Consider the following 12,761-nt stretch of genomic DNA (forward strand, 5'->3'; position numbering starts at 1 on the left):
GAATGAACAGGCATGAGATGATGGCGGGGCGTCCCGGCGCCGAAGCGAAGCTGAGATATCTGGACGGCGACTTTCAGGTCCTGTCGCCGGGCGCCTTCGTGCGCTGCGCGGTGACCGGCCGGCCGATCCCCCTCGCCGAGCTCCGCTACTGGAGCGTCGACGACCAGGAGGCCTACGCCGACGCATACGCGGCCAACCAGGCCTTCATGACGCGCCGGATGCGCTGACGCGGCGTCGGGACAGGCGACGCGGCCCGAAGGCCGGACGGGCCGCGCACCGGCTCGTTCAGCGGCGCAGCAGGTTGCCGAGCGCCCCGCGGGCGATGGACTTGCCGATCTTCGCCCCGGTCGCCCCGGCGACGGCGCGGCCGATCCGCTCGCCCGCCTCCGCCGCCGCGGTCCGCGCGGCACCGCGCGCCGCCTTCTGCGCCGACGTCAGCCGCCGGCGCGACGGCCCGCCGAAGAGGAACCACCAGAGCCTGCGGACCGCGCCGGGATCCTCCTCCGGCTCGCTCCGGGGGCCGGGCTTCGGCGCCTCCGGAGGGGCGGGATCGCCCGCCTCGGCGGCCTCGGCGGCCTCGGTCGCCCGCGCGGCGAGGATCTCGTAGGCGCTCTCCCGGTCGATCTCCGTGTCGTAGACGCCGGCGACCGGCGACCTTGCCATCAGCGCCGTCCGTTCCTCCGTCGTGATGGGCCCCATCCGCCCGGATGGCGGGCGGATCAGCGTCCGCTCCACGATCGACGGGACGCCCTTCGGCCCCAGGGTCGAGACCAGCGCCTCGCCCACGCCGAGCTCGGTGATGACGCGCTCGGTGTCGAGCGCCGGGTTGGGCCGGAACGTCGTCGCCGCCGCCCGCACCGCCTTCTGGTCGCGCGGCGTGTAAGCCCGCAGCGCGTGCTGCACGCGGTTGCCGAGCTGCCCCAGCACCACGTCCGGCACGTCGAGCGGGTTCTGCGTGACGAAGATGATCCCGACGCCCTTCGAGCGGATCAGCCGCGCCACCCGCTCGATCGTGTCGATCAGCGCCGGCGGGGCGTCGTCGAACAGCAGGTGCGCCTCGTCGAAGAAGAAGACGAGCTTCGGCTTCTCCGGATCGCCCACCTCCGGCAGCGTTTCGAATAGTTCGGACAAAAGCCAGAGGAGGAACGTCGCGTAGAGCTGCGGGCGCAGCATGAGCTGGTCGGCGGCGAGGATGTTGACCACCCCGCGCCCGTCCCGGACCTGCATCAGGTCGGTGATCTTCAGCGCCGGCTCGCCGAAGAAGCGGTTGCCGCCCTGCTGCTCCAGCGTCAGCAGCGCCCGCTGGATCGCGCCGATGGAGCGCTCCGAGACGAGCCCGTAGTCGCGCGACAGCGTCGACGCCTGGTCGGCGACGTGCACCATGAGCGCGCGCAGGTCCTTCAGATCGAGGATCGGCAGGCCCTGGTCGTCGGCGAGCTTGAAGGCGATGGCGAGGACGCCCTCCTGCACCTCCGTCAGCTCCAGGAGGCGGGCGAGCATGAGCGGCCCCATCTCCGTCACCGTGGTGCGGATCGGGTGCCCCGCCGCGCCGAAGAGGTCCCAGAAGACCGTCGGGCTGGCCTCGAACGCGTAGTCGTCGCCGAGCCCGATCGCCGCCGCCCGCTTGAGGAGGAAGTCCTTGGGATCGCCCTGCATGGAGAGCCCCGCGAGGTCGCCCTTCACGTCGGCGCAGAAGCACGGGACCCCGGCGCGGGAGAAGCCCTCGGCGAGGATCTGCAGCGTCACGGTCTTGCCGGTGCCGGTGGCGCCAGTGATCAGCCCGTGCCGGTTCGCCATGTCGAGCCGCAGATACTGCGGCGTCTCGGCCGTGCCGACATAAACCTCGGTATCGTTCAGGATGCTCATGCGCCTCGGCCCGCTCGCGGTGACGCAGCTTGAGGGGCGAACCGCGCCGGGTGCAACCCTTGTTACACCGCGACCGTAATCTGTGGCTGCGGGTCCTCCAGCTCGTGGAGCCGCCGCGCCGCCGTCTGCGCCACCCGGAGGTGGATCGCCCGGCGCACTGTCGCGGTGAGGCGTTGGGGGACCGCCTCTCGCACCAGAGCGGCGTCGAACCCGTCGGTCATGATGAGCCCCTCGTCGGCCGGGAAGATGTCCCCGACCTCGGGCAGCGAGGCGAAGAAGAAGCGGTCGCAGGCACGCTTGTAGCTCGGCCACTTGTCGTCGGCGCGATAGTCGGCGAGCGAGGACTTGATCTCGACGATGACCACCTCCCCGTCGACCCCGATGCCGACCAGATCGGCCCGGCGCCCGTCGGCGAGCGTCAGCTCCGGCACCACCGCGAAGCCGAGGTCGCGCAGGAGCCGTGCCGCGCCGCGACGCACCTTGATCGCGGACGGCGACTGGCGGCCGTCCACCATGGGCGCGACATCGAAGACGGAAAGTAGCGGCATACGACAGACCCGGGTGCAGCGATGTTCATGAAACACCCCCATCCTGCCGCATGCAACCCTACAGCAGGGCGCCCCCGACGGCCCCAGCGGCGGCGACGACCGCCCAGGGCGGCACGGCGAGGTGCCGCAGCGCGACGAACGCCGCCACCGCTAGCGCCAGCGCCGCATGCGTCGGGACGCCCTGGACGATCACCGGATCGTAGAACGCGGCCGCCAGCAGACCCACGACCGCCGCGTTGACCCCCGCGAGCGCGCGCCGCGCGACCGTCGCCCGCCGCACCCGGTCCCAGAACGGCATGATCCCCACGACGAGCAGCACCGACGGCAGGAAGATGCCGACGAGCGCCACGATGGCCCCCGCGACGCCCCCGAACGGCTCGGCCACCGCGCCGAGATAGGCGGCGAAGGTGAAGAGCGGCCCCGGCACCGCCTGCGCCGCCCCGTACCCGGCGAGGAAGGCGTCCGGCGGCACCAGGCCCGCCATCTCGCCCTGGAGCAGCGGCAGGACCACGTGTCCGCCCCCGAACACCAGCGCACCGGACCGGTACGTCCGGTCGAGCAGGTCGAGCGCCGGGCTCCACGCCGCGGCGAGGGGCAGGAGCAACAGCAACGCGAAAAACCCGGCGAGCGTCGCGATGCCGACCCGCCGCCCGACGGGTGCGCGCGGCGCGTGGTCGTCCGGCGCCGCATCCGGCACCGCGAGCCAGAGGCCCGCGATCGCCCCGACGGCGATCACCACGAGCTGCATCACCGCCGGATCAGGCGCCAGCAGCATCGCGACAGTCGCGGCCCCGGCGATGGCCGCCCGCGCCCGCGTCGCCGCGAGGCTCGCCGCCATCCCGAGGAGCGCATTGGCGACGACCGCCGCGGCCGACGCCTTCAGGCCGAGGATCCACCCCGCCCCGGCGCCGAAGCCGACCCCCGTGACGAGGAGCCCGAACGCCGCCAGCGCGATCGCGGAAGGCAGGGTAAACGCCGTCCATGCGGCGAGGAGGCCCGGGAATCCGGCGCGCTGCAGGCCGATCGCCATGCCCACCTGGCTCGACGCGGGACCCGGAAGGAACTGGCAGAGCGCGACGAGATCGGCGTATGCCGCATCGCTCATCCACCCCCGGCGCTCGACGAACGCGGTCCGGAAGAACCCCAGATGCGCGACGGGTCCGCCGAAGGAGGTGAATCCCAGCGGCAGGAACGCCGAGAAGACTTCGGCCGCGGTTCCAGGTCTGTCGCGATGGGTCATCCGGCTCCTCCCCCGCCTCCGCATCGCCATCTACGATGACAGGGCGATGACACGAGCCAACACGCCGGTGGCGCCGGACGCCGGTACTCCCCGCAATCCGTACGGCCCGTCGGCCGCCGAACCGCCGGTCGCATCCCCGGAGTCCCGGCGCATTTATGGTTCCGGTTCAGGGAGGCCAGTTCGCCCGGAGCACGCGGTATCGGGGCTGACCACGGGCCTGATACGACAACGCCCGCAGCATCGGGCGATGCGCGGGCGGAATGGGTGGGGGCCCCGGTCGTTCATGTGCGCCGCGCTAGGGATGCCCCCGGCGGCGCGGTCGACCCTGTCGTCCCGGCGGCGTGCGGGCCTGCCCCGTGTGGGGCGACCGGCCGGCCGGCTTGGTCAGCGCGGAGCGCGCTTGGCGAGGATCCGCTGCAGCGTGCGGCGGTGCATGTTGAGGCGGCGTGCCGTCTCGGAGACGTTCCGGTCGCACATCTCGTAGACGCGCTGGATGTGCTCCCAGCGGACGCGGTCCGCCGACATCGGGTTCTCCGGCGGCTCCGGCCGTTCGCCGACTTCGCGGGTCAGCGCCGAGAACACCTCGTCGGCATCGGCCGGCTTCGCGAGATAGTCGACGGCGCCGAGCTTCACCGCGGTCACGGCCGTGGCGATGTTGCCGTACCCGGTCAGGATCACCGCCCGCGCGTCGGGCTTGCGGCGGCGGATGCGCTCGACGACCTCGAGGCCGTTGCCGTCGCCCAGACGCATGTCCACCACGGCGTAGTCGGGCGGATTGCGCTCGGCCATGTGGCCCGCGTCCTGTGCGCTCTCGGCGACGTCGGTGACGAAGCCGCGCTTTTCCATGGCCCGTGCCAGGCGCTGGCCGAAAGCGGCATCGTCATCCACGATCAGGAGCCGGCTTCCATCGACGGCCTTGGCCGGAGCGGCCTGCGGCATGGCGTCCATGTTGATCCCCTCGGTTATATACTCTTACCTGCACAAATAGTGCGTTCGAGGGCTTTGCATTACAAAATGGCCAAAATTTAATGACCTGACGGCAGAGTCGGCCAAAGAGTGCGCCTCGGCCACGCGACCGTCACAGTCGCGCCGTCCCTCGCCTCGAACTTCACCGTCGCCCCCGTCCGCTCCAGCAGCGTCTTCGCGATGAAGATGCCGAGGCCCATGCCGCCGCCCCGCTGGTCCTCCCGCCGCCGTGAGACGTAGGGGTCGCCGATCCTGTCGAGCACGTCGTCGGCGAAGCCCGGTCCGTCGTCGGCGATGACGATGGTGAGCCGCTCGCTCGTCCACGTCGCGGTGATGCGGACCAGCGTCTCGGCGAAATCCACCGCGTTCTCCACAAGATTCCCGAGCCCGTAGTGAATGGCCGGGTTGCGCGCCACGAGCGGCTGATCGCTGAGGTCGCCGTTGAGCTCCACCTGGATCTCCACGCCCGCTCCGCGGTGCGGCTCGGCCACCTCCTCGATCAGCGTGCGCACGTTGAGGCGCACCAGCGGGCTGTCCGAGTCGTCACCCAGGTTCTTGAGACGGCCCAGGATTTCCCGGCACCGCTCGGTCTGGGAGCGCAGCAGCGCCACGTCTTCGGCGAGGGGGCTGTCCGGCGGAAGCTCCCGCTCCATCTCCTTGGAGACGACGAGGATGGTGGCGAGCGGGGTGCCCAGCTCATGCGCGGCGGCGGCGGCGAGACCGTCGAGCGCGTGCAGGTTCATTTCGCGCTGCAGGATCACCTCCGTTGCGCCAAGTGCATCCGCGAGCTGGCGATTTTCCTCCGACACGCGGAAGGCGTAGCTGCCCATGAAGATCAGGCTGCACACCAGTGACAGCCAGATACCGCCGATGAACAGGAACGGCGGGCTATAATGCTCGCCGCTGTACCAGGGGAGCGGCTCGTGCGCGACGACCAGCATGGTCGCCGACAGCAGGACGAAAGCTCCCAGGGTCATGGTGCGGCTGGCGGACAAGGTCGTCGCCGACACCATCACCGGCGCGATCAGCAACAGCGCGAAGGGATTGGTTAAGCCACCAGTTAATCCGAGCTGAAGGGCGAGCTGGGCGATGTCGAATGCCATGACACCCGCCGTCCAGCTCTCGGACATCTGGCGGTTATCGGCAAATTTGACGCGCAGGAACACGTTCGACCACGCCGAAAGCGCCACGAGCCCGAGGCAGGCGGACAACGGCATGTCGAAATCGAGAAAGACGCCGACGAAAAGGATCGCGGTAAGCTGACCCAAAATGGCGAGCCATCGCAAAAGCAGCAGCGTCCGAACGCGCACCACGCGTTCACGAACGCTCAGGACGGCAGTTCCTTCAGTCACTCTGCGGCTGACCTCCCGATTGAACGCAGCACACTTTGGTCAAACTTGCCAAAACGCCTCATGAGGGCGATATGTTGCGGTGCAGCATGCGCGGTGGCTGGTCGCGGCGCCACAACACGTTCGAGGTTCTATGTATTACCAACTCTATGAGCTGAACCACGCTATCCTCAGTCCCGCCCGCGCGCTCAACGACGCCGTTCGGCTCTACTACAAGAACCCGCTCAACCCCCTCACGTATACCCAGTTCGGCCGGCAGATTGCCGCGGCGACCGACGTGTTCGAGCGGATCACCCGCCGGTACGCCAAACCCGAATTCGGCCTTACCCACACCGACGTCAACGGGATGCGCTGCAGCGTCACCGAGGAGATCGTCTGGGAGCGGGCGTTCTGCAAGCTCATTCACTTCAGGCGCGAGCTCCCCGAGGGCACGCCGCAACAGCCCCACGTCGTCATCGTCGCGCCGATGTCGGGTCACTACGCCACGCTCCTGCGCGGCACCGTCGAGGCGCTGCTGCCGCACTTCGACGTCTACATCACCGACTGGGCCGACGCGCGCATGGTCCCCCTCTCGGCCGGCACCTTCGACTTCGCCGACTACGTCGACTACGTCTCCGAGATCACTCAGCATTTCGGCGGTAACGTGCACCTCGTCGCGGTCTGCCAGCCGACCGTGCCGGTGTTCGTCGCCGTCTCGCTGATGGAGCAGGACGGCAGTCCGAGCCCGAAGTCCGTCACCATGATGGGCGGCCCGCTCGACACGCGAGAGAGCCCGACCGAGGTCAACACCTACGCCGCCAACCACGATCTCGACTGGTTCCGCCGCAACGTCGTCATGACGGTGCCGCTGCCGCATCCGGGCTTCATGCGGCCGGTCTACCCGGGCTTCCTGCAGCTCACCGGGTTCATGACCATGAACCTCGACCGGCACCTCGCCGCCCACTACGACTATTTCGACCACCTCGTCGAAGGCGACGGCGACAGCGCCGACAAGCACCGCGACTTCTACGACGAGTACCTCTCCGTCATGGATCTCACCGCCGAGTTCTACCTCGAGACGGTGGACTACGTGTTCCTGCGCCAGCTCCTGCCGCGCGGCGAGATGGAGCACCGCGGCCGCAAGGTCGAGCCGAACGTGATCGCGAGGACCCCGCTCTTCACCGTCGAGGGCGAGAAGGACGACATCTCCGGCATCGGCCAGACCCGCGCCGCGCACCGGATGACGCCGAACCTCCCGGCCGAGCGCCACCAGCACCACGAGCAGCCGAGCGTCGGCCACTACGGCGTCTTCAACGGCTCGCGCTTCCGCAAGGATATCGCGCCCCGGATCGTCGAGTTCGTCTACCGCTGGAACGGCCCCGACGCGGGCGCCTTCCCGGCGTACAACGCCGGCATCACCCCGGATCTCGTCGAGGCGATGATCCAGGAGGCGAAGGTCGACGTGAGGCAGCCGGCGCGCCGCAAGGTAAAGCTGCCCGCGCACGCCCCGGTGGCCGCGCAGGCCGCCGCGCGCAGCTTCGGCGTCGGCTCGGACCACATGGAGGTCAACTCCGACCTCACCCATCTGCCGGCCACGATGGACAAGGCCACGCGGATGCTGCACCGCCCGTTCGAGCAGTCCGCCGGCGTCGCGGCCGATACCGCCGACGCGATGTCCGCCGCCGTCGAGGCGACGATCTCCAGCACCACCGCCGCATTTGAGGCGGCCGTGGACGCGACGGAGCGCGCCAGCAACGTCAGCCAGGGCATGGCCGAGACGCTCGCCGGTTCGATCATGCAGGCGACCGAGGCACTGGCCCGGTCCGCGCATGACATGACACGGCTGACCCCGTCCGACATCGCGAACGTCACCGAGTTCGCCGACATCGTCGCCGCCACAGCCGAGGAGGCCGCCGAGGCCCTCGAGGAATCGGCCGAGACGCTCGCCGAAACCGCCGCGGCGGTCACCGAGGCTCCGGCCGAGGCTGTCGCGGCTCCGGCGAGCGACACGATCGCGGCCCCGGCCGGCGAAACCGTCGTGGACGCGGCCGAGGTCGTCGCGGAGACGGAAGAAAAGGCCGCCGACGCTGCGGCGGACGTGACCGAGGCCACGGCCGAGACGGCCAAGGCCGCGGCGGACACCGCCGCCACGCCCGCCGAGGACCTCGTGGACGCCGCGCCGGAAACCGCCGAGGCAGTGGCCGCGCCCGGGACCGGGACCGGGACCGCGACCGGAGAAGCGACCGCTCCGGGCAGCGCCGAGAGCAAGGCGAAGCCCGCCGAGCCGGTGGCCCAGACCCCCGACGTTCCCGCCGAAGCCGCGAAGCCGGTCGAAGCGGCTCCGGAAGCGGCGCTGACCCCGAAGCCGGCCGCCCCCAAGGGACCCCGCGCGAAGGCCGCCCCGGCGGCAGCGGCGGTGTCGAAGTCGGTCCCCGCCCCGACGCCGGCCAAAAGCGCTCCGGCCAAGCCCGCTAACCAGAAGGCGGCCGCCAAGCCCGCAGCCGATAGCACCGCCGTGACGGCCGCCCCGGCCACGGCGCCGGCACCTGCGGCACCCGAGGCAGCAAAAGCCGAACCTGCGCCGGACGCGACGGCACCGGCGGCATCGCAGCCGCGGGCCGCCGAGCCGGCACCCACGCCGGCCCCCGAGGCCGAAGCGGCGACACCGGTTCCGGCGGTCGCGAAGGCCCCTCCCGCCAAGGCGAAGCCCGTGAAGGCGGCGGCACCCAAGCTCGCCCAACCCAAACCCGCTCAGGCCAAGCCCGGTCAGTCCAAACCCGTGCCCGCCAAGGCGCCCGCAGCCAGTGCGGCCCCGGCCAAGGCCCCTGCGCCGAAGGCGACGCCGGCGGCCCCTGCCGCCGCGGCACCGGCCCCGGCGAAGGCGGGAGTGGCGAAGCCCGCCCAGCCGAAGGCCGCGCCCGCAAAGCGCAACGCGAAGCCTGCGGCCGTGAAGCGCGCGCCGGCGAAGGGAACCGACACCGCGGGCCCGAAAACGCCGCCGCGCAAGGACAAGTAGCCGCGCCCCGCCGCGCCCCCGAACCGCACGACAACCCCGGCGCGCCCAAGCCCGCCGGGCACCCGGCATGGCGTGCCCCGCGCGCCGGGCTGACCGCGTGACGCTTCCCGATGAGCCGGATACCCGGCGTGGCGCGCCGATGGGAGCTGGTCTCCCGGCAAGGCGCGTCGGGTCAGCCGGAGCGGTCGGGGGTCAGGCTGTGCCGGCCAACTCGCTGCGGAACGCGCGGCGGATGACCTTGCCGGACGTCGTCAGCGGGATGTCGTCCACGAACATGATCTCGCGTGGGTAGAAGTGCGCCGAGAGGCGACCACGGACGAACGCCTTGAGCGCCTTCTCCTGCGCCGCGTCACGGGCTGCCCCCGGGCGCAGCTTCACGAATGCGACCACGATCTCCCCGCGCAGCGCGTCGGGCCGACCGACCACGGCCGAGAGCTCCACGTCGGGATGGCCGGCGAGGCAGTCCTCGATCTCGCCCGGGCCGATGCGGTAGCCGGCCGAGTTGATGAGGTCGTCGTCGCGGCCGACGAACGTCACGCCGTCGGGCCCCGCGATGCCCTGGTCCCCGGTCATCAGCCACTCCCCGCGGAACTTCGCCGCGGTCGCTTCCTCGTCGTTCCAGTAGCCGAGGAACATCACCGGATCGGGCGCGGCGACCGCGATGGTACCCTGCACGCCGTCGGGGAGCGGGATGCCGTCCTCGTCGACGATGGCCACCGTGTGCCCCGGGACCGGACGGCCGATCACGCCGGGCGCGGCGACGCCCCAGCCGGCGCAACTCGCCAGCACCAGATTGCACTCGGTCTGCCCGTAGGCCTCATTGATGGTGACGCCGAGATGCTCGCGCGCCCACAGGAAGGTCTCTGCGCCGAGCGGCTCGCCGGCCGACCCGGCGGAGCGAAGCGTGAGCCCGGGCCGCGTGTCGCGCATCATCCGGAGCGCCGTCGGCGGGATGAAGGCGTTTCGCACGCCGGCCGACGCCGCCCAGTCGAGCGACTCCTGCGGGTCGAACCGCGCCGCACGCTGCGCCACCACCGGCACGCCCATGGCGAGCGAGGGGAGGAGCACGTTGAGGAGCCCGCCGGCCCACGCCCAGTCCGCCGGCGTCCAGAAGCAGTCGCCGGGCCGGGGCAGGAGGTCCTGGTACATCTGCACCCCCGGCATGTGGCCGAGGAGCACGCGGTGCCCGTGGACCGCGCCCTTCGGCGGACCGGTCGTGCCCGAGGTGAAGATGATGAGGGCCGGATCGTCCGGCCCCGTCGCCGCGGGATCGCAGCGGTCGCTGGCGCGGGCCATCAGCGCGGCGAGGTCCGCTTCGCCCGATGGCCCGTCGACCGTCGCGACGACAGCCTGCGTCGGCGGCGCCTTCGCCGCGCCTTCTTCCGTCGTGACGAGCAGCCTGGCACCGGAGGCGGTCAATCGGTAGCCGAGCGCCTCGGTGCCGAACAGCATCGCCATCGGCACCGCGATCGCACCCAGCTTGTAGGCCGCGAGGTGCGCCGCCACCGTCTCGATCCGCTGGCCGAGCTGGATCGCGACCCGGTCGCCGCGCCCCACGCCGAGGTGGACGAACGCGTTCGCCATCCGGTTCACCGCGCGCGCCAGCTCCTTGTAGCTCACGGGGCTCGGGGCGCCGCGCGCGTCGGCAAAGACGAGCGCGGTGCGCTCGGGCGCGCTCCCGGCCCAGACGTCGCAGGCGACGGTCGCGATATTGTACCGGTCAGGCGTCGGCCACCGGAAGCCGGCACGCGCGGACGCATAGGTGTCGAAGCTGGTCAGGTTCGTCACGGATACTCTCCTACTCCGGTCCGGCGGAACAGTCCGCGTCGTCCCGTTTCCCGTTTGAACCGCGGGATTCGTATTAGATCTGAGCGTATTGCTCAATCGAATAACATCACCATCCGCTTTATCAATGAGAACTGGAAAATACATTGACACGGCATCGTGTTTCAAAGCTTGGACACATCGTACCGAAGATGGAATAAGTCTTTGAGATCAACGGCTCGGCGACGGGCGCGCACTTCGGGAGGTTATGGCCGGTGAGGCGGATGATTATGGCGCTGGCCGCGCTCGGCTTCGCCTGGAGCGCGGCGACGGCCCATGCGCAGGACACCTGCGGGACCGAGCAGTACGACCATAACGGCTCGGTCATGGACGTCACGGTGTGCCGCGGCGAGATGACGATCACCTACGCCGGGCCGAGGCCGGGACTGCGCCAGGCCGGCGTGGCGCCGGGGACGGTCCTGTTCCGTGGGCGCTTCCAGCCGGGCCGGCCGGGCGAGGAGGCGACCCCTCTGGCCGGCACCGCCTACGTCTTCCGCGGCGGCTGCCCGCCGGCCGGATACCCGGTGGAGGGCGAGCTCCACGCGGAGATCATCCTGTGGGGCAAGGCGCCGGTGCGCGACTCGGGCTGCCGCGTCACCGGCTACCGGGACGACACGCTCCGCTTCAACTGAGCCGCTTCGACCGAGCGGGCGCGGCGGCGGCCGAGGCGAAGCGAGGCGCCGGCGGTCAGCCTTCGAGCTTCTCCTTCTCGGGCAGCGTGCCCGCCTCGCCCACGGCGCGGCCGGCCGGCGTCGGCTCCCCGGTGTCGTTCGCGGGCTCCGCAGGCGACGGCGACTTCGGCGGCGTCAGGGCCGAGGACATCTCGCTCGGCGAGACGATGCCCATGAGCTTGCCCTCCTCGTCGACCACCGGGAGCGGGTAGACGGCCTCGAGGGCGGCCGGGAGCGCGGCCTCCAGCGCGTCGGCGGCGGACAGGGTCGGCCCCTCCTCGGCGATTTCGTAGAGGTTGCGGTTGTCCTGCGAGGACAGCGCGGCCTCCAGGCTCTCCTGCGTGGCGACGCCGCGGAACCGCTCGTCCTCGACGACGTAGCCGTACGTGACGCCGGTGCGCCGCATCTCCTCCAGCGCGTGGTCGATGTTCTCGCCGGTGAGGCGCATCTTCGGCGGCTTCATCACCGTCTCGACGGTGAGGACGCGGGCGCGGTTCACGTCGCGCACGAAGTCCGTCACGTAGTCGTCGGCCGGGCGCAGCAGGATCTCCGGCGGGGTCCCGACCTGGCTGAGGCGGCCGTCCTTGAGGATCGCGATGTGGTCGCCGATGCGGAGCGCCTCGTCGAGGTCGTGGGTGATGAAGACGATTGTCTTGCCGAGCTCGGACTGCAGCTCGATCAGCTGGTCCTGCATCTGGCTGCGGATCAGGGGGTCGAGGGCGGAGAACGCCTCGTCCATCAGCAGGATCTCGGCGTCGGTCGCGAGCGCGCGGGCGAGGCCGACGCGCTGCTGCATGCCGCCGGAGAGCTGCGTCGGGTACTGCGCCTCGTAGCCCGCGAGGCCGACGCGCTCGATCCACTCCATCGCCTTCTCCTCGCGCTCGGCGCGCGAGACGCCGCGGACGCGCAGGCCGTAGGCAACGTTCTGCAGGACGGTGCGGTGCGGCATCAGGCCGAAGCGCTGGAAGACCATCGACATCTTGGTGCGGCGGAACTGCTCGAGCTCGCGCCCGGACATCGTGACGACGTCCTCGCCGTTCACGAGGATATGCCCGTCCGTCGGGTCGATGAGGCGGTTGAAATGGCGGATCAGGGTGGACTTGCCGGACCCCGACAGGCCCATGATGACGAAGATCTCGCCCTTCTCGATGGTGAGCGACACGTCCGAGAGGCCGAGCGTGTGCCCGGTCTGCGCCAGCAGCTCCTCCTTGGACAGGCCGGCGCGGTACTGCTCCAGCGCCTCCTTGGGGTGCGGGCCGAAGATCTTGGTGACGTTCTTGACTTCGATCAGAGACATTCGGT

At 70.8% G+C, this 12,761-nt stretch carries 10 protein-coding genes; 3 read left to right on the plus strand and 7 right to left on the minus strand.

Annotated features, from left to right (window positions below; translation table 11 throughout):
* The first annotated feature begins 2 nt into the window (after nt 1-2).
* Nucleotides 3-227, plus strand: a complete 225-nt coding sequence (locus DLJ53_RS01930; RefSeq protein ID WP_111341853.1) for a DUF2093 domain-containing protein — start codon at nt 3-5, stop codon at nt 225-227.
* Between the two features lie 58 nt (nt 228-285).
* Here DLJ53_RS01930 and DLJ53_RS01935 read toward each other — a convergent pair whose 3' ends face one another.
* From DLJ53_RS01935 to DLJ53_RS01955, 5 genes are all read right to left on the minus strand, one after another.
* Nucleotides 286-1,866 carry a helicase HerA-like domain-containing protein gene (locus DLJ53_RS01935; RefSeq protein ID WP_111341855.1) on the minus strand — a complete coding sequence of 527 codons (1,581 nt, stop codon included), beginning with the start codon at nt 1,864-1,866 and terminating at the stop codon, nt 286-288.
* Nucleotides 1,867-1,928: 62 nt separating this feature from the next.
* Nucleotides 1,929-2,414 carry an MmcB family DNA repair protein gene (locus DLJ53_RS01940; RefSeq protein ID WP_111341857.1) on the minus strand — a complete coding sequence of 162 codons (486 nt, stop codon included), beginning with the start codon at nt 2,412-2,414 and terminating at the stop codon, nt 1,929-1,931.
* Nucleotides 2,415-2,472: 58 nt separating this feature from the next.
* Complete coding sequence (gene chrA / locus DLJ53_RS01945) at nt 2,473-3,654, minus strand: chromate efflux transporter (RefSeq protein ID WP_111341859.1); 1,182 nt, start codon at nt 3,652-3,654, stop codon at nt 2,473-2,475.
* 384 nt (nt 3,655-4,038) lie between these two features.
* Entirely contained in the window at nt 4,039-4,602 is a 564-nt protein-coding gene (locus DLJ53_RS01950) for an ActR/PrrA/RegA family redox response regulator transcription factor (RefSeq protein ID WP_111341861.1), read from the minus strand.
* 77 nt (nt 4,603-4,679) lie between these two features.
* Nucleotides 4,680-5,972, minus strand: a complete 1,293-nt coding sequence (locus tag DLJ53_RS01955; protein ID WP_111341863.1) for an ActS/PrrB/RegB family redox-sensitive histidine kinase — start codon at nt 5,970-5,972, stop codon at nt 4,680-4,682.
* A 130-nt stretch (nt 5,973-6,102) separates the two neighbouring features.
* On the opposite strand from DLJ53_RS01955, the gene DLJ53_RS36330 reads away from it, so the two are divergent.
* Nucleotides 6,103-8,964, plus strand: coding sequence for a polyhydroxyalkanoate depolymerase (locus DLJ53_RS36330; RefSeq protein WP_202912956.1), 2,862 nt, complete (start codon nt 6,103-6,105; stop codon nt 8,962-8,964).
* Between the two features lie 192 nt (nt 8,965-9,156).
* Here DLJ53_RS36330 and DLJ53_RS01970 read toward each other — a convergent pair whose 3' ends face one another.
* A complete protein-coding gene (locus tag DLJ53_RS01970; protein ID WP_244934981.1) occupies nt 9,157-10,752 on the minus strand; it encodes an AMP-binding protein in 1,596 nt (531 codons plus the stop codon).
* A gap of 251 nt (nt 10,753-11,003) precedes the next feature.
* Here DLJ53_RS01970 and DLJ53_RS01975 point away from each other — a divergent pair, with 251 nt between their 5' ends.
* Complete coding sequence (locus DLJ53_RS01975) at nt 11,004-11,420, plus strand: hypothetical protein (RefSeq protein WP_146619859.1); 417 nt, start codon at nt 11,004-11,006, stop codon at nt 11,418-11,420.
* A gap of 55 nt (nt 11,421-11,475) precedes the next feature.
* Here the strand turns inward: DLJ53_RS01975 and DLJ53_RS01980 are convergent, their stop codons facing one another.
* Nucleotides 11,476-12,756 carry a quaternary amine ABC transporter ATP-binding protein gene (locus DLJ53_RS01980; RefSeq protein ID WP_111341869.1) on the minus strand — a complete coding sequence of 427 codons (1,281 nt, stop codon included), beginning with the start codon at nt 12,754-12,756 and terminating at the stop codon, nt 11,476-11,478.
* Between the last annotated feature and the right edge of the window lie 5 nt (nt 12,757-12,761).

This window comes from Acuticoccus sediminis, assembly GCF_003258595.1.
In the GTDB taxonomy this organism is placed as follows: domain Bacteria; phylum Pseudomonadota; class Alphaproteobacteria; order Rhizobiales; family Amorphaceae; genus Acuticoccus; species Acuticoccus sediminis.

What these genes read in the sequence shown, in the direction of transcription:
- DLJ53_RS01930 (WP_111341853.1), top strand. Translation starts at nt 3, where the DNA reads ATGAACAGGCATGAGATGATGGCGGGGCGTCCCGGCGCCGAAGCGAAG.
- DLJ53_RS01935 (WP_111341855.1), bottom strand. Translation starts at nt 1,866, where the DNA reads ATGAGCATCCTGAACGATACCGAGGTTTATGTCGGCACGGCCGAGACG.
- DLJ53_RS01940 (WP_111341857.1), bottom strand. Translation starts at nt 2,414, where the DNA reads ATGCCGCTACTTTCCGTCTTCGATGTCGCGCCCATGGTGGACGGCCGC.
- chrA (WP_111341859.1), bottom strand. Translation starts at nt 3,654, where the DNA reads ATGACCCATCGCGACAGACCTGGAACCGCGGCCGAAGTCTTCTCGGCG.
- DLJ53_RS01950 (WP_111341861.1), bottom strand. Translation starts at nt 4,602, where the DNA reads ATGGACGCCATGCCGCAGGCCGCTCCGGCCAAGGCCGTCGATGGAAGC.
- DLJ53_RS36330 (WP_202912956.1), top strand. Translation starts at nt 6,103, where the DNA reads ATGTATTACCAACTCTATGAGCTGAACCACGCTATCCTCAGTCCCGCC.
- DLJ53_RS01980 (WP_111341869.1), bottom strand. Translation starts at nt 12,756, where the DNA reads ATGTCTCTGATCGAAGTCAAGAACGTCACCAAGATCTTCGGCCCGCAC.